This window comes from Streptomyces roseochromogenus subsp. oscitans DS 12.976 (assembly GCF_000497445.1).
Lineage (GTDB): Bacteria > Actinomycetota > Actinomycetes > Streptomycetales > Streptomycetaceae > Streptomyces > Streptomyces oscitans.
In genome coordinates this window covers 7259210-7281486 of sequence record NZ_CM002285.1, presented here as the reverse complement: position 1 = coordinate 7281486, position 22277 = coordinate 7259210, and the positions used below count along the sequence as shown (strand labels likewise).

15 protein-coding genes and 5 pseudogenes are annotated in these 22277 nt (G+C 71.3%); 9 read left to right on the top strand and 11 right to left on the bottom strand.

The window, feature by feature from the left end; all coding sequences use genetic code 11:
* From pepN to M878_RS81135, 3 genes are all read right to left on the bottom strand, one after another.
* Positions 1-1952 (bottom strand): aminopeptidase N (gene pepN / locus M878_RS81145; RefSeq protein ID WP_031226400.1); only part of this gene is annotated, 1952 nt, incomplete at its 3' end.
* A gap of 186 nt (positions 1953-2138) precedes the next feature.
* The gene (locus M878_RS81140; RefSeq protein ID WP_023551495.1) at positions 2139-2486 is read right to left on the bottom strand and encodes a chorismate mutase; all 348 of its coding nucleotides are present in this window, start codon (positions 2484-2486) and stop codon (positions 2139-2141) included.
* A gap of 5 nt (positions 2487-2491) precedes the next feature.
* On the bottom strand, positions 2492-3409 hold the full coding sequence (locus M878_RS81135) for a helix-turn-helix domain-containing protein (RefSeq protein ID WP_023551494.1): 918 nt from the start codon (positions 3407-3409) through the stop codon (positions 2492-2494).
* A 151-nt stretch (positions 3410-3560) separates the two neighbouring features.
* Between M878_RS81135 and M878_RS81130 the strand changes: the two genes are divergently transcribed.
* Entirely contained in the window at positions 3561-5318 is a 1758-nt protein-coding gene (locus M878_RS81130; RefSeq protein WP_023551493.1) for a glycoside hydrolase family 35 protein, read from the top strand.
* A gap of 58 nt (positions 5319-5376) precedes the next feature.
* Positions 5377-6258 (top strand): hypothetical protein, encoded by an 882-nt coding sequence (locus M878_RS81125; protein WP_023551492.1) that lies wholly within the window; start codon positions 5377-5379, stop codon positions 6256-6258.
* 3 nt (positions 6259-6261) lie between these two features.
* On the opposite strand, the pseudogene M878_RS000000100375 reads toward M878_RS81125, so the two are convergent.
* Positions 6262-6396, bottom strand: a pseudogene (locus M878_RS000000100375) (short-chain dehydrogenase); the annotation flags it as partial.
* 29 nt (positions 6397-6425) lie between these two features.
* Positions 6426-7037, bottom strand: a complete 612-nt coding sequence (locus M878_RS81120) for a TetR/AcrR family transcriptional regulator (protein ID WP_031226398.1) — start codon at positions 7035-7037, stop codon at positions 6426-6428.
* 67 nt (positions 7038-7104) lie between these two features.
* Between M878_RS81120 and M878_RS000000100370 the strand changes: the two are divergent.
* A pseudogene (locus tag M878_RS000000100370) lies at positions 7105-7230 on the top strand (acyl-CoA dehydrogenase); the annotation flags it as partial.
* A 10-nt stretch (positions 7231-7240) separates the two neighbouring features.
* Here the strand turns inward: M878_RS000000100370 and M878_RS81115 are convergent.
* From M878_RS81115 to M878_RS81100, 4 genes are all read right to left on the bottom strand, one after another.
* Positions 7241-7969: a vWA domain-containing protein gene (locus M878_RS81115; protein WP_023551490.1), complete on the bottom strand. Its 729-nt coding sequence runs from the start codon at positions 7967-7969 to the stop codon at positions 7241-7243.
* A 179-nt stretch (positions 7970-8148) separates the two neighbouring features.
* Positions 8149-9612 (bottom strand): glutamate synthase subunit beta, encoded by a 1464-nt coding sequence (locus tag M878_RS81110; protein ID WP_023551489.1) that lies wholly within the window; start codon positions 9610-9612, stop codon positions 8149-8151.
* A complete protein-coding gene (gene gltB / locus M878_RS81105; RefSeq protein WP_209445576.1) occupies positions 9605-14200 on the bottom strand; it encodes a glutamate synthase large subunit in 4596 nt (1531 codons plus the stop codon). The genes M878_RS81110 and gltB overlap by 8 nt, the downstream gene beginning before the upstream one ends.
* Positions 14201-14682: 482 nt before the next feature.
* The gene (locus M878_RS81100; RefSeq protein ID WP_023551487.1) at positions 14683-15414 is read right to left on the bottom strand and encodes a VIT1/CCC1 transporter family protein; all 732 of its coding nucleotides are present in this window, start codon (positions 15412-15414) and stop codon (positions 14683-14685) included.
* Positions 15415-15564: 150 nt separating this feature from the next.
* On the opposite strand from M878_RS81100, the pseudogene M878_RS000000100365 reads away from it, so the two are divergent.
* From M878_RS000000100365 to M878_RS95135, 6 genes and pseudogenes are all read left to right on the top strand, one after another.
* A pseudogene (locus M878_RS000000100365) lies at positions 15565-15953 on the top strand (ADP-ribosylglycohydrolase family protein); the annotation flags it as partial.
* A pseudogene (locus M878_RS95140) lies at positions 15871-16177 on the top strand (ADP-ribosylglycohydrolase family protein); the annotation flags it as partial. The pseudogenes M878_RS000000100365 and M878_RS95140, both read left to right, overlap by 83 nt.
* An 8-nt stretch (positions 16178-16185) precedes the next feature.
* Positions 16186-17319: an ADP-ribosylglycohydrolase family protein gene (locus M878_RS81095; RefSeq protein ID WP_023551486.1), complete on the top strand. Its 1134-nt coding sequence runs from the start codon at positions 16186-16188 to the stop codon at positions 17317-17319.
* Positions 17307-18692, top strand: coding sequence for an ADP-ribosylglycohydrolase family protein (locus M878_RS81090; RefSeq protein WP_023551485.1), 1386 nt, complete (start codon positions 17307-17309; stop codon positions 18690-18692). Before M878_RS81095 ends, M878_RS81090 begins: the two co-directional genes overlap by 13 nt.
* Positions 18689-19582, top strand: coding sequence for a ribokinase (gene rbsK, locus M878_RS81085; RefSeq protein ID WP_023551484.1), 894 nt, complete (start codon positions 18689-18691; stop codon positions 19580-19582). The genes M878_RS81090 and rbsK overlap by 4 nt, the downstream gene beginning before the upstream one ends.
* 118 nt (positions 19583-19700) lie before the next feature.
* Positions 19701-20385: pseudogene (locus tag M878_RS95135) on the top strand (aldolase/citrate lyase family protein); the annotation flags it as partial.
* Positions 20386-20458: 73 nt separating this feature from the next.
* Here the strand turns inward: M878_RS95135 and lgt are convergent.
* Positions 20459-21397, bottom strand: coding sequence for a prolipoprotein diacylglyceryl transferase (gene lgt, locus M878_RS81075; protein WP_031226395.1), 939 nt, complete (start codon positions 21395-21397; stop codon positions 20459-20461).
* Between the two features lie 104 nt (positions 21398-21501).
* Positions 21502-22275 (bottom strand): DsbA family protein, encoded by a 774-nt coding sequence (locus M878_RS81070; protein WP_023551481.1) that lies wholly within the window; start codon positions 22273-22275, stop codon positions 21502-21504.
* Positions 22276-22277 lie beyond the last annotated feature (2 nt).

The window sequence follows — 22277 nt, the reverse complement described above, 5'->3', positions numbered from 1 at the left end:
CAGGCGGCGATGGTGTCGGGGTGGGCGGCCGCGCCGATCAGATGGCGTACGGCGATCAGCCGCAGGCCCGGGTGGTCGCCGTCCTCGGTGCGCCGCAGCAGATCGCGGCAGAGGGCGGTGAGGGTGGCCAGGGCGGCCGGACGGTCCTCGGCCGGCAGGTACTGGTCGGCGAGCTGGCCGGAGGCGAACGCGAGCACGCCCTGTACGACAGCCAGGTCGGTCTCGCGCGGGAGGTGGACGCGGGCCGTCTCCAGGTAGGCGGCGGGCTCCAGTTCGCCGTCGCGCACGGCGTCCCTGAGGGCGTTCCAGACGACCGCGCGGGTGAGCGGGTCGGGCAGACCGGACAGGCCGGTCCGGACCGTCGCGAAGGACTCGGCGTCGAAGCGGACCTTGGCGTAGGTGAGGTCGCCGTCGTTGAGCAGGAGCAGCGCGGGACGCTTGCCGATGGGCTGCGGGGTGCTCTGCGGGACGTCCAGGTCGAGGCGTGTGCGCAGCACCAGCCGGCCCTCGTCGGCGACGTCGCGGTCGTACAGACCGGCGGTGAGGCGGTGCGGACGGCCGCCCGCGCGGTCGACGGTCAGGGTGCAGGCGCCGTCGGCGGAGGCGACGAGGGGCGTGAGCTTGTCGACACCGGTGGTGCGCAGCCAGCTGTCGGCCCAGGCGGGCACATCGCGGTCGGTGGCGGAGGCGAGGGAGTCGATGAAGTCGGCGAGCGTGGCGTTGCCGAACTTGTGCCGGGCGAAGTGGGTGTTGATGCCCGCGAGGAAGTCCTTCTCGCCGAGCCAGGCGGCCAGCTGGCGCAGCGCGGAGGCGCCCTTGGAGTAGGAGATGCCGTCGAAGTTCAGCAGCGCGGAGGCCGTGTCGTCGACCTTCTCGGGGGCGACCGGGTGGGTGGTGGGGCGCTGGTCGGCGTCGTAGCCCCAGGCCTTGCGGGTGACGCCGAACTCGGTCCAGGGGCCGGTGAATCGAGTGGCCTCGGCGGTGGTCTGGTAGCCCATGTACTCGGCGAAGGACTCGTTCAGCCAGATGTCGTCCCACCACTTGAGGGTGACGAGGTCACCGAACCACATGTGGGCCATCTCGTGCGCGATGACCATGGCGCGGGTCTGCCGCTCGGTGTCGGTGACAGCGGAGCGGTAGACGAACTCGTCGCGGAAGGTGACCAGGCCCGGGTTCTCCATGGCGCCCGCGTTGAACTCGGGGACGAACGCCTGGTCGTAGGAGTCGAAGGGGTAGGGCTCCTCGAACTTCTCGTGGTAGCGGTCGAAGCACGCGCGCGTGACCTCGAAGATCTCCTCGGCATCGGTGTCGAGGTGGGGCGCGAGGGAGCGGCGGCAGTGGATGCCGAAGGGCAGTCCTCGGTGCTCGGTGCGCACCGAGTGCCAGGGGCCGCCGGCGACGGCGACGAGGTAGGTGGAGATCGGTGGGGTGGGCGCGGCCTGCCAGACGCCGTCGGGGCGCTGTTCGGTGATGCCGTTGGCGAGTACGGTCCAGCCTTCGGGGGCCTTGACGGAGAGCTCGAAGACGGCTTTCAGGTCGGGCTGGTCGAACGCGGCGAAGACGCGCTGGACGTCGTCCATGAACATCTGCGTGTAGACGTACGTCTCGTCGTCGCTGGGGTCGGTGAAGCGGTGCATGCCCTCTCCGGTGCGGGAGTAGCGCATGGCCGCGTCGACGTGCAGCTCGTGCTCGCCCGCGGTGAGGTTCTTCAGCGGGAGGCGGCCGTCGTCCAGCGCCTCCGGGTCGATGGGCTGTCCGTCGAGTATGACCGTGCGCAGCTCGGCGGGCTTCAGCTCGACGAACGTGTCCCCGGCGGACCGCGCGGTGAACCGGATCACGGTGCGGGAGTCGAAGGTCTCGTCCCCGGCCGTGAGGTCCAGTTCGACCGTGTAGCGGTGGACGTCGAGGAGCTGTGCTCGGAGCTGCGCTTCATCGCGCGTGAGTACGGACATGCAGGCCATGCTGCCTGATGGCACTGACAGCGCACAGGGGGTGGATGGATTCACGCCTTATGTCCGGATGACCGCCCGCGGTCGGGTCCGGCGCACCACCCCCCGGTTGGGCCCGGCGCGCGCTCCCGGTTGTGTCCGGCCCACGCCCCCCGTTGTGTCCAGGTCACCGCCCCGGCCGGCCGGGTATCAGGCGTCCGGCTGCTGGCCGTTGGCGGCGTCCTCGGCGATGCGCTCGTGGTGCCGGATCACCTCGGCGATGATGAAGTTCAGGAACTTCTCGGCGAAGGCCGGGTCGAGCTTGGCGTTCTCCGCGAGGCGGCGCAGCCGCTCGATCTGGCGGGCCTCGCGGGCCGGGTCGGCGGGCGGCAGCTGGTGCACCGCCTTGAGCCGGCCGACCTGCTGCGTGGCCTTGAACCGCTCGGCGAGCAGGTGGACGACGGCCGCGTCGATGTTGTCGATGCTGTCGCGCAGCCGCTCCAGTTCCTGGCGGACCCCGGGGTCCACGTCACCGGTTCCGGTGTTGCTGGTGGTCATGCTTGTCACCCTATGGGTTCGCCGGGCCGGGCCTCGGCGCTGTCCGGAGAGTGGATCATCGGCGGATCGTCCGGGTCCGGGACGCGGTCGCTCCAGCCGCCGGGCACGCTGCGGCCCTGCTGCGCGCGGAAGCGGACCGGGGCGAGGCCCACCCGGCGGGTGAACAGCCGGGAGAAGTACGCGGGGTCGTCGTAGCCGACGCGACGGGCGACGGCGGCGACGGGCAGCTCGGTGGCGGCGAGGAGCTCCTTGGCGCGGGTGAGCCGGATGCCGAGCAGATAGTCCTTGGGGCTGCAGCCGGCGGCCCGGCGGACGGCGCTGCGCAGCTCGGTGGGGGTCATGCCGTGCACGCGCGCGTGGTCCGCGACACTCATCGGGGTGCAGGCGTCCCGCGCGAGCGCCTGGAGCACCTGGTCGCCGTCCGGGGCGAGGTCGGCTCGGGCGCGGCGCAGGGCGACGAGGAGTTCGTGCACGGCGGCGCCGGTCTCCACCTCCAGCAGCGGGTTGCCGCGGCGGGCGGCGCGGGCGATGCGGGCGACCACCGCGCGGGGCCCCGAGGGGTCCGAGAGCGGCACGACGGGCCGCTCGGGCTCGATGTAGCCCAGTTCGGTGTACGTCTCGGTGGCGGGCCCGGCGAAGTCGACGAAGCCCTCGTCCCAGCCGGTGTCCGGATCGGGCGCGTAGTGGTGGGGCACGCCGGGGGTGAGCCAGAGCAGCGCGGGCGCGGTGACGGTCGTACGGCGGCCGTCGGCACCCCGGTACCAGCCGCCGCCCGCGCTGATCACGACGGCCACGTGGTGGTCCAGGGTCCGCGGGCCGACCGTGGGCAGCGCGCCGTGCTGGAGGCCGACGCCGAGGCAGACCAGACCGAGGCGGTGGTGTGCGGGGCCGGGGCTGAAGAACCGCATCCAGGTCTGGTACATCGGCGCTCCTCCCGGCGTCGGCGACGGCGGACTTTTGTCCAAGCGTCGGTGCCCGGCACTTCTGTCCGGCCTTTACGCCCGGCGTTTTTGTCCAAGCAACGCCGATCTTCGTCCATGGCGCCGACCGGCGGAAGGGGTGAGGCTCGGGCGCATGGGCGAGTTCACGGTGGGGGAATCCGACTTCCTGCTGGACGGGCGGCCGGTACGGCTGCTGTCCGGGGCGCTGCACTACTTCCGGGTGCACGAGGAGCTCTGGCGGCACCGGCTGGCGATGCTGCGGGCCATGGGCCTGAACTGCGTGGAGACGTACGTCCCGTGGAACCTGCACTGGCCGGTCCCGGGCGGCTACCGGGACGTACAGGCCCTCGGCAGGTTCCTGGACGCGGTCCGGGAGTCGGGTCTGTGGGCGATCGTGCGGCCGGGCCCGTACATCTGCGCCGAGTGGGAGAACGGCGGGCTGCCGCCCTGGGTGACGGGCGAGGCGGGCACGCGCGTGCGCACGCGTGACGAGCGTTATCTGTCCCGCGTGGAGCACTGGTTCCACCATCTGATGCACGAGATCGCGCCCCGGCAGATCGACCGCGGCGGCCCGGTGATCCTGGTGCAGGTCGAGAACGAGTACGGCAGCTACGGCAGTGACACCGGCTATCTGGAGCGGCTGGCGTGTCTGCTGCGCGCCAAGGGAGTCACTGTTCCGCTGTTCACCTCGGACGGCCCCGAGGACCACATGCTGACCGGCGGTTCGCTGCCCGGGGTGCTCGCCACGGTGAATTTCGGCTCCCACGCGCGCGAGGCCTTCGCGACGCTGCGCCGGCACCGCCCTGCGGGCCCGCTGATGTGCATGGAGTTCTGGTGCGGCTGGTTCGACCACTGGTCCGGCGAGCACGTCGTACGGGATCCGGAGGAGGCCGCCGGGGCGCTGCGGGAAATCCTGGAGTGCGGGGCGTCGGTGAACCTCTACATGGCGCACGGCGGCACGAGCTTCGGCGGCTGGGCGGGCGCCAACCGGAGCGGCGGCGCACTGCACGAGGGCCCGCTGGAGCCGGATGTGACCTCGTACGACTACGACGCCCCGGTGGACGAGTACGGCCGCCCGACGGAGAAGTTCTGGCGCTTCCGCGAGGTGCTGGCCGACTACCGCACCGAGCCGCTGCCCGAACTTCCGCCGCAGCCCGCGCCGTTGGGCCGGTCGGCGGAGGTGACGCTCGACGGCTGGGCGTCCCTGGGCGATGTCCTGGAGACCCTGGGCGGCGAGGAGACGGTGGCACCGGTGCCGCCCGCCTTCGAGGAGCTGAACGTCACCCGGGGACTGGTGCGCTACGAGGTGCACGTACCCGGGCCGCGCCGGCCGTATCCGCTGATCCTGCGCGGGCTGCGGGACCTCGCGGTGGTGTACGTGGACGGCGAGCGGGCCGGGGTGCTCACCGAGGAGGAGCCGCGCCTGAAGGAGCCCGTCGCGGGCCACGCGCGCGTGGAGGTGTGGGTGGAGTCTCTCGGGCGGGTGAACTACGGGCCGCGCTTCGGCGAGGCGAAGGGGATCACCGGTGGCATCCTGCACGAGCGGCAGTTTCTGCACGGGGTACGCGCGCGTGGGCTGGATCTGGACGCCTTCCCGGGCGGTGTGGCGAAGGTGCCGTTCGGTGCGCTGCCCGAGGAGGGCGCGGCGGGCCTGTACCGGGGCACCGTCCTGGTCTGCGGGGCCGGGGACGCCCGGCTGGAGCTGCCCGGCCTCACGCGCGGTTTCGTCTGGATCAACGGCTTCGACCTGGGCCGATACTGGTCGGTGGGCCCCCAGCGGTCCCTGTACGTGCCCGGTCCGGTGCTACGGGAGGGCGAGAACGAGGTGTGGGTGCTGGAGCTGCAGGAGACCGACCCGGACTGCCCGGCGCCCCGTCTCCTGCCCGTGTGACCAGCCGCCCGTCCCGCATACAGTGGAGAGGAGTTCCGACGTCATTGGGGGTGCGTACGTGGCGAACGGCGGACCGGTCCAGCACGGCTACCCGCACCTGGAGACGGTGCGGGCCGCCATCACCGCGCTGTACAAGCGCCTGTCCCGCGACACCGTCCAGACGTTCTCGACCAGCCTGGCCCCGGCCGACGTGGCCTTCTGCGACACCGACGATCTGCATCTGGGCGCGCAGCGGGTGGCCCACGAGATCGTGCGGCACTTCAGGCTGCCGGACGCGCGGCTGATCGTCGGCTTCCGGGAGATGACCCACGCGGCGAACGTCGAACTGGCGGCGGGCCCGGAGTACTTCGTGGAACTGAACGACCGTTTCCGCACCCACCGCGGGGACATCGGCGCGGCGCTCGCCCACGAGGTGGCGCACGTGTACCTCCACCGCCTGGACCTCTCCTTCCCCACCACGGCGGAGAACGAGATCCTGACAGACACGGTGACGACGTATCTCGGCGCGGGCTGGCTGCTGCTGGACGCCTTCCGGGAGGACCGGGTCTCCTCGCAGAAGCTCGGCTATCTCACCCCGGAGGAGTTCGGATACGTCCTGGCCAAGCGGGCGCTGCTGTTCCACGAGGACCCCTCGGTGTGGTTCACCAGCCCGCAGGCCTACGACGCGTACGTCAAGGGCATGGCCCAGGCCCGCCGGGACGAGCAGCAGCCGCCGCTGACCGGGGCCGGCTGGGCGGGCCGGCGCCGCTACGCCCACGACCGCCGGCACGCGCCCTCGGTCCAGCCCGGGGTGTCCTACGCCTTCACCCCCGACCCCGCCGGCCACCTCCGCGTGAGCTTCCCCTGCCCCACCTGCCACCAGCGGATCCGGGTACCGGTGAAGGGCCGGGTACGCGCGCGGTGCGGGCTGTGCCGGACGGTACTGGAGTGCGACACCTGACGTGATCCGGCCGGTGACCCCCGCGCTCGCGGCCGAGCCGAGCCAGACCGCGAGCCGGGAGGCGTTCTCGGGCGCCATGGCGTCGAATCCGGTGGCCGGGGCCGCCATGGCCTGGGCGAAGGTACGTTGCAACCCCCTTACAGGAAAGGGGTGTTGTACGAACGGTGTCACTCGCGTACGGCGATCCCGTCCAGCACCATCGACAGATACTGGCGTGCGATCTCCTCGGGGCTGTGCCGGCCGCCGGGCCGGTACCAGGAGGCGGCGACCCACACGGTGTCGCGCACGAACCGGTAGGTGAGGCGGACGTCGAGGTCGGCGCGGAAGGCATGCTCGGCGACGCCGCGCTCCAGCGTGCTGAGCCATGCCTTCTCGAACCGGCGCTGGGAGTCGGCGAGGAAAGCGAACCGGTCCTGGGCGACGAGGTGTCTGCTCTCCTTCTGGTAGATCGCGACGGCCGCGCGGTGCCGGTCGATCTCCCGGAAGGACTCGGTGACGAGCGCCTCCAGCGTCTCGCGGGGCCCGAGTCCCGAGGCGAGGACGGAGTCGTAGCCGTCCCACAGCTCGTCGAGGAAGGTCCGCAGGATCTCCTCGAGCATCGACTCCTTGGAGTCGAAGTGGTAGTAGAGGCTGCCCGCGAGCATCCCGGCGTGGTCGGCGATCCGGCGGACGGTGGTGGCGTTGTAGCCGTGCTCGGCGAAGACCTCGGCAGCGGTGCTGAGGAGTTCGCCGCGCCGGGCCGCTGCCGCGGTCACCTGGGGCTTCTTCTTGGTCGGCACGCACCCATTGTGGTCTGTCCGTGGCCAGGGATGCCGGCTGCTGACGGCGACGGCCTCGCCCTCCTCCTCGGCGCTGCGGTTGCACGGCGCGATCGGCTGCACCGCGGAGTACGACCTGTCCCTGAGGCTGACCAAGGCCCGCGCCCTGCGGACGGCGTGGGGCACGCCCGAGGAGCGCCGGGAGCCGGTGCTCGACGACGCGCTCAAGGGGCCGGACGGACGACGCCTGCGGCGCGCGCGGCTGTCAGCCAGTGCGGGAACTCGCCGACGAGCCGGTCGTACAACTCGGCGTCGGAGAGGCGCCGTGGGTCCTGGCCCGCGTGGAAGAAGCCCGCGTTGTCCACGATCCGCTTGCCGGGTACGGCCAGCTCGTCCAGTTTTCGCAGGAACTCGAACTGCCGGCTGCCCGGGTCGCCGAAGCCGACGAACTGCCAGAACAGCGGCAGCCTGGCCGCCTTGCACAGATAGCGTTCGGCGGCGAGCTTGTTGATCGGGCCGCCGTCGGTCTGGAAGACGACCAGGGCGGGGTCGGTGGCGCCGCTGTCCAGGTGGTGGTCGATGACGGCGTCCATCGCCAGGTGGTAGCTGGTCCTGCCCATGTGTCCGAGCCCGGCCGCGATTCGCTCGACGCTGCCCGCGTGGCTGTCGAGGGCGATCTCGGTGACCGCGTCGACGTCCGTCGAGAAGAACACCACCGGCACCCGGCCGTCGTCGTCCAGATGCGCGGACAGCCCCAGCACCCGGTCGGCGAGCGTCTGCACGCTGCCGTCCTTGTAGTACGGCTTCATCGAGCCGGAGTAGTCGATCACCAGATAGACGGCGGCACGCAGCCCGTCCAGGCCGTGCTTGGTGAGTGACACTCCGGCGGATTTGTAGGCGCCGACGAGCGCGGGCGCGGTCTGTTCCACCTTGCTGAGACTGATCGCGGCCATGGTCCCCCCTCGGCTGTCCGAAGGCCGAGCCTATGTGATCAGCAGCCCCGGCTGTCCCGTACGCGCAGCCCTGCCTGCGGACATGCAACGACGCCTGCCCAGGCGTCCGGTCGGGGACTTGTCGGGCAGGCGTCGTCAGTGTTCCGTACGCCGTTGTACGGGACGTTTCTCGGGTGCCGTCAGACCGCCAGGGCGCGGTCGGTCGGGCGGATCGGGGCCGGCAGGTCGCTGGCACCGGTCAGGAACCGGTCGACACCGCGGGCGGCCGAGCGGCCCTCCGCGATCGCCCAGACGATGAGGGACTGGCCGCGGCCGGCGTCACCGGCGACGAACACACCCGGCACGTTGGTCTGGAAGTCGGCGTCGCGAGCGATGTTACCGCGTGCGTCGAGGTCCAGGCCGAACTGCTCCACCAGGCCGTTCTCCCGGTCGGTGCCGGTGAAGCCCATGGCGAGGGTGACCAGCTGGGCGGGGATCTTGCGCTCGGTGCCCGGCTTGGAGGTCAGCTTGCCGTCGACGAACTCCACCTCGGACAGGTGCAGCCACTGGACATTGCCGTCCTCGTCGCCCTCGAAGTGGGTGGTGGAGGCGGAGTAGATCCGCTCGCCGCCCTCCTCGTGGGCCGAGGTGACCTTGTAGAGGATCGGGAAGGTCGGCCAGGGCTGGTTGGTCGGGTGCCGCTCGTCGTTCGGGCGGGGCATGATCTCCAGCTGGGTGACGGAGGCCGCGCCCTGCCGGTGGGCGGTGCCCACGCAGTCCGCGCCGGTGTCCCCGCCGCCGATGACGACGACGTGCTTGCCCTCGGCCGAGACAGGGGTCGTGACGTAGTCGCCCTCCTGCACCTTGTTGGCCAGCGGCAGGTACTCCATCGCCTGGTAGATGCCCTTGAGCTCACGGCCGGGGACCGGCAGATCGCGGGCGGTCGTCGCGCCGACGGCCAGGACCACCGCGTCGTACCGCTTCTTCAGGTCCGTCGCCTTCAGGTCGCGGCCGATCTCGATACCGGTGCGGAAGCGGGTTCCTTCCGCGCGCATCTGCTCGATACGGCGGTTGATGTGCCGCTTCTCCATCTTGAACTCGGGGATGCCGTACCGGAGGAGGCCTCCGACGCGGTCCGCGCGCTCGTAGACGGCGACCGTGTGGCCGGCCCGGGTCAGCTGCTGGGCGGCGGCGAGGCCCGCCGGGCCCGAGCCGATGACCGCGACCGTCTTGCCGGAGAGGCGCTCGGGGATCTGCGCGGCGACGGTGCCCGCGTCCCACGCCTTGTCGATGATCGAGACCTCGACGTTCTTGATGGTGACCGGCGGCTGGTTGATGCCGAGCACACACGCCGACTCACAGGGAGCGGGGCACAGACGGCCCGTGAACTCCGGGAAGTTGTTCGTGGCGTGCAGGCGCTCGGAGGCGGCCGTCCAGTCCTCGCGGTAGGCGTAGTCGTTCCACTCGGGGATCAGGTTTCCGAGCGGGCAGCCGTTGTGGCAGAACGGGATGCCGCAGTCCATGCAGCGGCTGGCCTGCTTGCTGATGATCGGCAGCAGGGAGCCGGGGACGTAGACCTCGTTCCAGTCCTTGACGCGCTCACCGACGGGACGGGTCCGGGCGACCTCGCGGCCGTGGTTCAGGAAGCCCTTCGGGTCAGCCATTGATCGCCGCCTCCATCATCTTCTCGGTGATCTCGGTCTCGGTGAGACCCGCTCGCTCGGCGGCGTCCTTGGCGGCGAGCACTGCCTTGTACGTGCTGGGGATGATCTTGCTGAACCGGGCCACGGCCGTGTCCCAGTCGGCGAGCAGCTTCTCGGCGACCGTGGAGCCGGTCTCCTCGGCGTGGCGGCGCACCACGTCGTGCAGCCACTGCTTGTCCGTGTCGTCCAGCGCCTCGACCGAGCGGGCGTTGCCGACGTTGACGTTGTCGCGGTCGAGGTCGATGACGTACGCGATACCGCCGGACATGCCCGCCGCGAAGTTGCGGCCGGTCGGGCCGAGGACGACCGCGTGACCGCCGGTCATGTACTCGCAGCCGTGGTCGCCCACGCCCTCGGAGACGACCAGCGCGCCGGAGTTGCGGACGCAGAACCGCTCACCGGTACGGCCGCGCAGGTACAGCTCGCCGCCGGTGGCGCCGTAGGCGATGGTGTTGCCCGCGATGGTCGAGTACTCGGCGAGGTGGTCGGCGGCCCGGTCCGGGCGGACCACGACACGGCCGCCCGAGAGGCCCTTGCCGACGTAGTCGTTGGCGTCGCCCTCCAGACGCAGCGTGACACCGCGCGGCAGGAACGCGCCGAAGGACTGGCCGGCCGAGCCGGTGAAGGTGATGTCGATGGTGTCCTCGGGCAGGCCCGCACCGCCGAACTTCTTCGTCACCTCGTGGCCGAGCATGGTGCCGACCGTGCGGTTGATGTTGCGGATGGCGACCTGGGCGCGCACCGGCTGGGCTTCAGTGGCGTCCGAAGCGGCCAGGGCATCCGCGGCGAGCTTGATCAGCTCGTTGTCCAGGGCCTTCTCCAGGCCGTGGTCCTGGGGGATCACCTGGTGGCGGACGGCGCCCTCGGGCAGCGACGGCACGTGGAACAGCGGCTCCAGGTCCAGGCCCTGCGCCTTCCAGTGGTCCACCGCGCGCTCGACGTCCAGCGTCTCGGCGTGGCCGACGGCCTCCTCGATGGAGCGGAAGCCCAGCTCGGCGAGGATCTCGCGGACCTCCTCGGCGATGAACTGGAAGAAGTTCACCACGTACTCGGCCTTGCCGGCGAAGCGGTCGCGCAGGACCGGGTTCTGGGTGGCGATGCCGACCGGGCAGGTGTCGAGGTGGCAGACGCGCATCATCACGCAGCCGGAGACGACCAGCGGAGCGGTCGCGAAACCGAACTCCTCGGCGCCGAGCAGCGCGGCGATGACCACGTCACGCCCGGTCTTCAGCTGGCCGTCGGTCTGTACGACGATCCGGTCGCGCAGACCGTTGAGCAGCAGGGTCTGCTGGGTCTCGGCGAGGCCCAGCTCCCAGGGGCCGCCCGCGTGCTTCAGCGAGGTCAGCGGGGAGGCGCCCGTACCGCCGTCGTGGCCGGAGATCAGGACGACGTCCGCGTGCGCCTTGGACACACCCGCGGCGACCGTGCCGACGCCGACCTCGGAGACCAGCTTGACGTGAATCCGCGCCTGCGGGTTCGCGTTCTTCAGGTCGTGGATCAGCTGGGCCAGGTCCTCGATGGAGTAGATGTCGTGGTGCGGCGGCGGCGAGATGAGGCCGACGCCCGGCGTCGAGTGCCGCGTCTTGGCGACCCAGGGGTAGACCTTGTGGCCGGGCAGCTGGCCGCCCTCGCCGGGCTTGGCGCCCTGGGCCATCTTGATCTGGATGTCGTCCGCGTTGACCAGGTACTCGGAGGTCACGCCGAAGCGGCCGGAGGCGACCTGCTTGATGGCGCTGCGCCGCGCCGGGTCGTACAGACGCTCGGGGTCCTCGCCGCCCTCACCGGTGTTGGACTTGCCGCCCAGCTGGTTCATGGCGATGGCGAGGGTCTCGTGCGCCTCCTTGGAGATGGAGCCGTACGACATGGCGCCGGTCGAGAACCGCTTGACGATCTCGCTCACCGGCTCGACCTCGTCGATGGAGATCGGCTGACGGTCCGACTTGAAGCCGAAGAGGCCGCGGAGCGTCATCAGGCGCTCGGACTGCTCGTTCACGCGCTCGGTGTACTTCTTGAAGATGTCGAAGCGGCCGCTGCGCGTGGAGTGCTGGAGGCGGAAGACCGTCTCCGGGTCGAACAGGTGCGGCTCGCCCTCGCGGCGCCACTGGTACTCGCCGCCGATCTCCAGCGCGCGGTGCGCCGGGGCGATGCCGGTGGCCGGGTAGGCCTTGGCGTGGCGGGCGGCGACCTCCCGGGCGATGACGTCGATGCCGACGCCGCCGATCTTGGTGGCGGTGCCGTTGAAGTACTTCTCCACGAAGGCCTCGTCCAGGCCGACGGCCTCGAAGACCTGGGCGCCGCGGTAGGAGGCGACGGTGGAGATGCCCATCTTCGACATGACCTTCAGCACGCCCTTGCCGAGGGCGTAGATCAGGTTCTTGATGGCCTTCTCGGGCTCGATGCCGTTGAGGAACGTGCCGGCGCGCAGCAGGTCCTCGACCGACTCCATCGCCAGGTACGGGTTGACGGCGGCGGCGCCGAAGCCGATCAGCAGGGCGACGTGGTGGACCTCGCGGACGTCGCCGGCCTCGACCAGCAGGCCCACGTGGGTGCGCTGCTTGGTGCGGATGAGGTGGTGGTGGACGGCCGCGGTGAGCAGCAGCGAAGGGATCGGCGCGTGCTCGGCGTCGGAGTGCCGGTCGGAGAGGACGATCAGGCGGGCGCCGTTCTCTATGGCGGCGTCGGCCTCGGCGCAGATCTCCGCGATACGGGCGGCGAGCGTCTCACCGCCACCGCTCACCCGGTACAGACCGGACAGGGTCGCGGCCTTGAAGCCGGGCATGTCGCCGTCGGCGTTGATGTGGATGAGCTTGGCCAGCTCGTCGTTGTCGATCACCGGGAAGGGCAGGGTGACCGAGCGGCAGGAGGCGGCCGTCGGGTCGAGCAGGTTGCCCTCCGGGCCCAGCGAGGAGCGCAGGGAGGTGACCAGCTCCTCGCGGATCGCGTCCAGCGGCGGGTTGGTGACCTGCGCGAACAGCTGGGTGAAGTAGTCGAAGAGCAGCCGCGGGCGCTCGGACAGGGCCGCGATCGGCGAGTCGGTGCCCATCGAGCCGATCGGCTCGGCGCCGGTGCGGGCCATCGGGGCGAGGATGACGCGCAGCTCCTCCTCGGTGTAACCGAAGGTCTGCTGGCGGCGGGTGACCGAGGCGTGGGTGTGGACGATGTGCTCGCGCTCGGGCAGGTCGACCAGCTCGATCTCGCCTGCCTCCAGCCACTCGGCGTACGGCTTCTCGGCGGCGAGGGTCGCCTTGATCTCGTCGTCCTCGATGATGCGGTGCTCGGCGGTGTCGACGAGGAACATCTTGCCGGGCTGCAGCCGGCCCTTGCGGACGACCTTGGCCGGGTCGATGTCGAGGACGCCGACCTCGGAGCCGAGGACGACGAGGCCGTCGTCGGTGACCCAGTAGCGGCCGGGGCGCAGGCCGTTGCGGTCGAGTACGGCGCCGACCTGGGTGCCGTCGGTGAAGCAGACACAGGCGGGGCCGTCCCAGGGCTCCATCATCGTGGAGTGGAAGCCGTAGAAGGCGCGCCGGGCCGGGTCCATGGAGTCGTGGTTCTCCCACGCCTCCGGGATCATCATCAGCACGGAGTGCGGCAGCGAACGGCCGCCCAGGTGCAGGAGTTCGAGGACCTCGTCGAAGGAGGCGGAGTCGGAGGCGTCCGGCGTACAGACCGGGAAGACGCGGTCCAGCTTCTCCTGGGGGCCGAACAGGTCGGAGACCAGCTGCGACTCGCGGGCGCGCATCCAGTTGCGGTTGCCCTGGACGGTGTTGATCTCACCGTTGTGGGCGACGAAGCGGTACGGGTGCGCGAGCGGCCACGACGGGAAGGTGTTCGTGGAGAACCGGGAGTGCACGAGCGCGATCGCGGAGGCGAAGCGGCGGTCGGACAGGTCCGGGAAGAAGGGCTCCAGCTGGCCGGTGGTCAGCATGCCCTTGTACACGATCGTGCGCGCGGAGAGCGACGGGAAGTAGACACCGGCCTCGCGCTCGGCGCGCTTGCGCAGTACGAACGCCTTGCGGTCCAGTGCGATGCCCTCGCTGGCGCCGTCGGCGACGAAGATCTGCCGGAAGACCGGCATGGTGGAGCGGGCGGTGGCGCCCAGCAGATCCGGGGCGACGGGAACCTCGCGCCAGCCGAGGACGGTCAGCCCCTCCTCGACGGCGATCGTCTCGATCTGTGAGACGGCCTCGGTGGTCCCGTCCTCCGGCAGGAAGGCGATACCGACGGCGTACGACCCGGCGGCGGGGAGTTCGAATCCGGCCACCTCGCGGAAGAAGGCGTCGGGCACCTGGGAGAGGAGACCCGCGCCGTCGCCCGAGTCGGGCTCGGAGCCGGTGGCACCGCGGTGCTCCAGGTTGCGCAGCACCGTGAGTGCCTGCTCGACCAGCGTGTGCGACGCCTCGCCGGTAAGGGTGGTGACGAAACCGACGCCACAGGCGTCGTGTTCGTTGCGGGGGTCGTACATACCCTGCGCAGCAGGGCGAGCATCCATGAACGACCAGTTCTGGCCATTCGCGGAATGCTGGGACGGCTGGCGCGGCGTACGCATCGGCTCTCCCGTCGTCGTCATGTGGCATGTGGCAAGTGCCGAGGGACGACGTTGGCCCTCTGCGTGAGTATCAAAATTTCGTGCAGGTTACATGATGGAGCGGTTCTCGGGAAGCGGATACTCCGTTCCAACATGCGGACGCCACAGGGTCCGTGGCCAGGGTGCCGCGCGGTGACGGCGGGGTGCCGCACGGGGTGGCAGCGGTGCCACACGAGGGCGGCGGTTGTGCCGCACGATGACGGCGGGGGTGCCGCGCGTGGCGGCGAACGCGTGAAAGGGGCCGCGGCGGACAAGATCGATCGGATCGGCGTCCGGTGGCCCAAGGGTGGCGGGGAGAGCGTCTTCACTCACCCCGCGGGGGTGCGGCAGGCGTCATTGCATGCGGCGCTTACGGCTCATGCCCGGTGGTCACGCGGTCGAAACCAGCGAGTAACGGGCGATGGCGGCTACCTATGCGGCCCAACGCATAAGTAGCGGCGGCGCTATCCTACGGCCGTTCCGAACAGGCTGCCCAGGGCGTACGTCACACCGGCCGCGGCGCCGCCCAGCGCAAGCTGCCGCAGGCCGCTGTACCACCAGCTCCGCGCGGTGACCTTGGCCACGACGGCACCGCACCCGAAGAGCCCGGCGAGGGCGAGCAGCACGGCGGGCCACAGCACGGTCGCGCCGAGCAGATACGGCAGCACGGGCAGCAGGGCGCCGAGGGCGAAGGAGCCGAACGACGAGACGGCGGCGACCAGCGGCGAGGGCAGGTCGCCGGGGTCGATCCCCAGCTCCTCGCGGGCGTGTATCTCCAGCGCCTGCTCGGGATCCTTGGACAGCTGTCGTGCCACCTCACGGGCCAGGTCGGGCTCCACTCCTCGGGCGACGTACAGAGCGGCCAGCTCGTCCTCCTCGTCCTGCGGGTACTTACGCAGCTCACGGCGCTCGACATCCAGCTCGGCCTCGACCAGCTCCCGCTGGGAGGCGACGGAGGTGTACTCACCGGCCGCCATCGAGAAGGCACCGGCGGCGAGCCCCGCGAGGCCGGTGATCACAATGGTCTGCTGGCTCACGGCCCCGCCGGCCACACCGGTCATCAGGGCCAGGTTGGAGACGAGACCGTCCATGGCGCCGAAGACGGCGGGGCGCAGCCAGCCGCCGTTGACGTCGCGGTGCGTGTGGTTGTCCCGATGCGCCTCATGCAGCGCGGCCTGGGTTTCGATGACGGCCATGCGGACCCCCTGGATAGCTTAGCCAAAGCTAACTTTTGGACGAGTTCTACTTTTCGACACCACAGAAGGTACGCCCATTCACGCCCGCCCGCCACCAAGGAAAGGCTGGGCTAACCTGCGGCTTTACCTGGCTTTGCTCATCCGTTCGTGATCTCGCTCAGATGCCAAGCGGGTCATGCGAACGCCTGTACTCCCCCGGTCCCGGCGCCCGACGACGCCGCCGGACCACGCGGAAGGGCCCGTGGCGCGCTGCTCGGCCTGGCGGTCGGAGACGCGCTGGGAGCGCCCGCGGAGAATCTCAGGCCGTCCCAGATCCGCGCGCTGGGGCCGTATCACGGGGTACGTCACGGAGAACCCCTCCCGGCACGAACGACACGGAGTACGCGATCTTCTCCGGCCTGCTCCTGGCCCGGCACGGCTCGGCACTCACCCCGGCCCATGTGGAGGCGGCCTGGCCACGTCTACAGCTGCGGCATCGCCGCCGCCGAGACCGTCCCGGTCGCCTTGGCCCTGGCCGCCGCGGCGGGTGGTCGTATCGCCGAGGCCGTACCCGCCGCCGCCTGTCCCGCGTCGCGGGCTCCGCCCCCGCGCCCTCGCGGGCGCCCTCACCGGAGCCCTCGGCGGCGGCGCGGCCATCCCGCGGACCTGGCGGGACGCCTGCCGCACCCTGTCCGGCTGCGCCCTGCCCCGCCTCACCGGCACCGGCCTGGTGGAACTCGCCGGACTCCTGGAAGCCGCGCAACCGGCCCGCCCAGGAGGATGATTCGGGGCATGATGCCCACAGAGCCCGAATGCCCCGCAGGGCCTGAAGAAGAACAAAACGGCGGGACAGCCCGTTACGGCCTCGCCGAACGGATCACCGGCGCCCTCGTCGGAGCCGCCGTCGGCGACGCCCTCGGCGGCCCGGTCGAGGGCTACGACCCCGAGCGCATCGCCGAGCGCCACGGCGGCCGCGTGCACGGCATCGTCGGCCCCCGGCACGGTGGCGCCTGGCGCACCGCGCGCCCCTTCGCCCCGTACCACAAGGGCGACGGCCACGTCACCGACGACACCCTGATGCCCCACGCGCTGGTACGGGTCTACGCCCGGGTCCGTGACCACCTGGACGCGTACGCGATCGCCGGCCGCCTGGTCCCGGACCTGATGACCAACCCCCGCTGGATCCCGGAACCGGAGGCCGAGGCCCTCCCTCTGCACCGGCTCTTCCTCGCCGAGAAGCGGCTCGTGGCCCGGCTGGCCCACGGCCACGTCGACCCCCGGGAGGCGGGCGTCGGAAACATCGTCAACTGCGGCGCGGCGGTGTACATGGCCCCCGTCGGCCTGGTCAACGCAGCCGACCCGGCCGCCGCCGTCGCCGCCGCGATGTCACCCGGCGCAAGCCCGGACTCGGTCGTCACCGCCTGCCTGTACCTGGCGGGGGACGGCACGCGTGAGGCGATCGAGAAGGTCTGCGAAGCGGCCCGCGATCACCGCGACTTCGAGTCGGCGCTACGACCCCTGCGCGCGGCGGTGGCCCCGTACGACACCGTCGGCCCGGACTGCCGCGCGCCCTCCCTGGCCGCGCGCCGCCCCTCCCGGCTGCACGCGATCGAGGAACTGCGCATCGCCCTCGGCATGTTGCTGGTCTCCGGCGGCGACTACCGGCACGCCGTCCCCGGCGCGGTGAACTACGGCCGCGACTGCGACTCGACCGCCACGATGGCCGGTGCGCTCGCGGGCGTCCTCGGCTCGCCGGTCCCGGAGTCCTGGGCGAAGACGGTGGCGGACGCGAGCCGCCTGGACCTGTGGGCGCCGGCCCGGACGCTCACCGAGGTCACCCGGGAGATCTTCGCGCGCGACGTGCGCCGGCGCCGGGCGCACGAGCGGGCGTTCACGGCGCTCGGAGGCACCGCATGCTCCGACTGACCTGGGTCCAGCCGGAGGACCTGCTGGGCCACGAACTCCGCCAGGCCCGCCTGGACGGCCGGTCGCCGTCGGCGATCGAGGCACGCTGGCGAGCGGCGGGCGGCCCGGATGCCCCGCCCCGAGCGGGGGCGTCCCCGCACCGGGCGTCCCGCTATCTGCGCCTCCTCGCGGAGGATCTGCTCGACGAACTGGCCGACCTGCCCAGCGCGTTGTCCGAGGACGAGCCGACGGACCTCGACCGCATCAAGTCCCTGTGCACAGAGTGGCCCGCCCCAGGCACCCCGCAAGCGCGGGCTGGCGAAAACCGCCCCGCCCCCGACCCTGCCGCCCTCGAAGCCGCCTGGCTGGGCCGGGCCATCGGCTGTCTCCTCGGCAAGCCCGTCGAAAAGCTCCCCCTCGACGGCATCCGCGCCCTCGCCCAGGCAGCCGGCAACTGGCCCCTCCACACGTACTTCACCGCCGTAGGCGTCCCGGAAGACCTCCTCGCCGCGTACCCCTGGAACCGCCGCTCCGCCGCGACCTCCCTCGCCGAGAACATCGACGGAATGCCCGAGGACGACGACCTCGACTACCCTCTCCTGAACCTCCTGCTCCTGCGCCGGTACGGAAGGGCCTTCAGCACCGCCGAGGTGGCACGGCTCTGGCTGGACGAACTCCCGCCCGGCCGTTCCTTCACCGCCGAACGCGTCGCCTGCCGCAACCTCCTCACCGGCATCGAACCCCCGTACACCGCCCGCCACCGCAACCCCTTCCGCGAGTGGACCGGCGCCCTGATCCGCGCCGACGTGCACGGCTGGACCAACCCCGGTGACCCGGGCGCCGCAGCCGAACAGGCGTACCGCGACGCGGTCCTCACCCACACCGCCAACGGCGTCTACGCGGCGATGTTCACGGCCGCCGTCATCGCCACCGCCGCGACCGGCGACCATGACGTCCACGCCTGTCTGCGCACAGGCCGCCGGGTGATTCCGCCCCGCTCCCGGCTCGCGCGGGCGATCGACCACGCCGTCCAACTGGCCGATACCCACGAGGACTTCGATGACGTGGTGGACGAAATCCACGCCCGCTACTCCCCCGCCCACCACTGGGTCCACGCCCTCCCGAACACCGCCCTGCTCACCGCCGCCCTCACCCACGCGGACGGCGACTTCACCGACTCCATCTGCCGTGCGACATCGGGCGGTTGGGACACCGACTCGGTCGGCGCCACGGCCGGCAGCATCGCCGGACTGCTCGCGGGCGCCCCCACCGCCCTCCCCGACCGCTGGCGCGCCCCGCTGAAGAACCGGCTCGCCACCACCGTCGCCGGCTTCGACGGCACCGGCTTCGACACCCTCGCCCACCTCACCCATCTGGAGGCGACCCGCTCATGACCCACATCGTCGTCCTCGGCAGCACGAACATGGACCTCGTCACCTATGTCACCAAGGCCCCGCAGCGCGGCGAGACCGTGACGGGACGGGAGTTCCATACGATCCCCGGCGGCAAGGGGTCCAACCAGGCGATCGCCGCGGCCCGTGCCGGCGCCACGGTCTCGATGATCGGTGCGGTCGGCAACGACGCCTTCGGCGTGCGGCTGCGCGACACCCTCGAACACTCCGGCGTGGACACGGACTTCCTGCGGACGGTCGAGGGCCCGTCCGGCACGGCGCACATCGTGGTGGACGACGAGGGCGCCAACTCGATCGTCGTCATCCCCGGCGCGAACGGCACCGTCGACCATCTCTCCCCCGGCGACGAGGGCGTGATCGCCTCCGCCGACGCTCTGCTGCTGCAGCTGGAGATCCCGCTGCGCGCGGTCGTCGCGGGCGCGGAGGCGGCGCGCCGGCACGGCGTCCGTACGGTGCTCACCCCCTCGCCCGCCCAGCCGCTGCCACCCGAACTCCTCGCCGCGACCGAGTTGTTGGTGCCCAACGAGGACGAGGCGGTCACCCTCACCGGCCGCACCGACCCGCGCGAGGCCGCCGCCGCCCTGCTGGATCTGGTGCCGGAGGTCGTCGTCACCCTGGGCGCGACCGGCAGCCTCTACCTGGCCCGGGGCACCGAGCCGCTCGTGATCCCGGCGCCGAGGGTGACCGCCGTCGACTCCACGGGTGCCGGTGATACCTTCGTCGGCGCGCTCACGGTGGCCCTCGCCGAGGAGAAACCGGTGCGGGAGGCCCTGTCCTGGGCGTCGGCCGCCGCGGCGATCTCCGTCCAGCGGGCCGGGGCGTCGGCGTCGATGCCGTACCGCCCCGAGATCGACGCCCAGTGCACCGCGTGAGGACCAACGCATGAGGTACGACGCATGAGTACGACGGCTCCGCCTTTGTCGGGTCTGCGGAGGCCGCGTAACGTCCTCTTCCGGCTCTCCTGGCGTCCCCGGCGACCGCCCGCACGAGGTGGCCAAGGCGCTGGCCGCGGGGGCCGACGTGGCGGTGATCGGCCTGGAGGACGCGGTAGCCCCGGACCGCAAGGAGTACGCCCGCGCGGCTACGGCCGACCTCCTCGCCGACGCCCAGCCGGTCCCGGTGCACGTCCGTGTCAACGCCCTGGACGGCCCCTGGGCCGCCGCGGACCTGGCCACCCTGGCCGCACTCCCCAGCCTCTCGGGCTTACGGCTGCCGAAGGCGACCACCCCGGACGAGATCAGGTGGGTCACGGCGGGTCACGGCGACCGCGAGGGGCATCGCCCTCGGCGAGGCGGACTGCGGGCCGGACCTGGGGGTACGGGCCGACGCGGGCCTCGACCGGGCGCGCTCCCGGATGACCGCCGCCGCCCGTGCGGCGGGGCTCGCCCCACCGCCCCCAGTCGGTCCACCCCGGCATCCGCGACCTGGCAGGCCTCACCGCCCCCTGCACCCACGGCCGCACCTTCGGCTTCCTGGGCCGCACCGCGATCCACCCCGGCAGCTACCGGTGATCGAACGGGCCCACCTGCCCACAGCGGCGGAGATCGAACACGCCGAAACGATCCTCAAGGCGGCAGCCACCAATCCCGGCGCCCAAGCCCTCCCCGACGGCCGCTTCATCGACGCGGCGATGGTGACGCCGGCCCAGCGCACCTTGTCACCGGCGTGCAGAGCTGACAGCAGCAGCCCGCACACGCTGAGGGCGCCCGGAAGATCTCCGGGCGCCCTCAGCGTCGTACCACCAGCGGTCAGGTCTTCTCAGTCGCGGACTCGGCCTCGTCCTTGGCCTCGGCCTCGGCCTCGGCGGGGTCCGGCTCGGCCTTGTCCTCCGCCTCGGCGGCAGCTTCCGTATCGTCGGCCGAACCGCCGGAGACACCCGGCTCAACCACCGGCTCGCGTCCGGGCCGCTTCTTCGACGACACCACGATGTACGTCACCGCCAGCAGGAACACGATGATCGCGGTCCAGTCGTTCAGGCGGAGGCCCAGGATGTGGTGCGCGTCGTCCACGCGCATGTACTCGATCCAGCCGCGGCCCACGCAGTACGCCGCGACGTACAGGGCGAACGCCCGGCCGTGGCCCATCTTGAAGCGGCGGTCGGCCCAGATGACCAGGAAACCGACACCGATGCACCACAGGGACTCGTACAAGAAGGTCGGGTGGTAGTAGCCCGGCACCCGGCCGCCCTCGGAGGAGGTGATGTGCAGGGCCCATGGAACATGCGTCTCCCGGCCGTACAGCTCCTGGTTGAACCAGTTTCCCCAGCGGCCGATGGCCTGTGCGAAGGCAATGCCGGGTGCGACGGTGTCGGCGTACGCCGGCATCGGGATGCCCCGGCGCCGCGCACCGATCCACGCACCGAGCGCACCCAGCGCGATCGCGCCCCAGATGCCCAGGCCGCCCTGCCACACCTTGAAGGCGTCCACCCAGTCACGGCCCGGGCTGAAGTACAGCTCGTAGTCCGTGATCACGTGGTACAGCCGGCCGCCGACCAGGCCGAACGGCACAGCCCAGACCGCGATGTCGGCGACCGTGCCGGCCCGCCCGCCACGAGCGATCCAGCGCTTGTTGCCGAGCCAGACGGCGACGAAGACGCCGATGATGATGCAGAAGGCGTAGCCGCGCAGCGGGATGGGGCCGAGATAGAGCACCCCGCGCGACGGGCTGGGAATGTAGGAAAGTTCCATGGCAAGTCCGACGCTACCGTGCCGGGCCGTGGGGACGGCAAGCAGCCCGGCTACGGCTCCATAACGGGGGCGTGAGAAAAACAGACGGGTCGGAGGGAAATCCCTTACCCGCGGTTGGCCTCCTCCACCATCTGCTTGAGCTTGGCCGGGGTCATGGTCTGGTCCTGGTAGATGTTCTTTCCGCCGAGCAGGACCGTGGGCGTGCCGGTGAAGCCGCCGCCCTGGAAGGCCTTCTGGGACTTGTTCACCCAGCTGTCGTGGGTGCCGTCCTTGACGCACTTCTGGAAAGCGGGCGTGTTCAGACCGCTGACCTTGCCGGCCAGCTCGATCAGCTTGTCGTTGTCCGCGAACGCGTCGTCGGTTTCCTTGGGCTGGTTCGAGTACAGCGCGTCGTGGTAATCGCGGAACTTTCCGGCGTCCTGGGCGCAGGCCACGGCGTTGGCCGCGCGCAGGGAGCCGGTGCCGCCGAGGTTGCCGTCGATCAGGCGGACCAGGTGGTACTCGATTCTGAGCTTGCCGGAGTCGGCCAGTTCATGGAGCGTCGGGCGATAGGCGACCTCGAACGCCATGCAGGCCGGGCAGCGCATGTCCTCCCAGACGGTGAGCGTCGACTTGGCGCCGTCCTTGCCCACCGGGATGGCGAGGCTGTCCTTGCCCTGCGCGCCCGAGGGCGCCACGACCGGGCCCGCCTTTTCGCTGCCCTTTTTACCGGCGTTCGCGGCCAGAACGCCGATCACCGCCGCGAGGCCCAGGACGCAGACGATGCTCACACCCACGATCAGAGTGCGTCGTCGCTTGTCAGCGGCCTTCTGCTTCTCGCGCTCGACCGCCAGCCGCTCCCGGGCGGTGCGCTTTTCGTCACGGTTCTTCTCGCTCACAC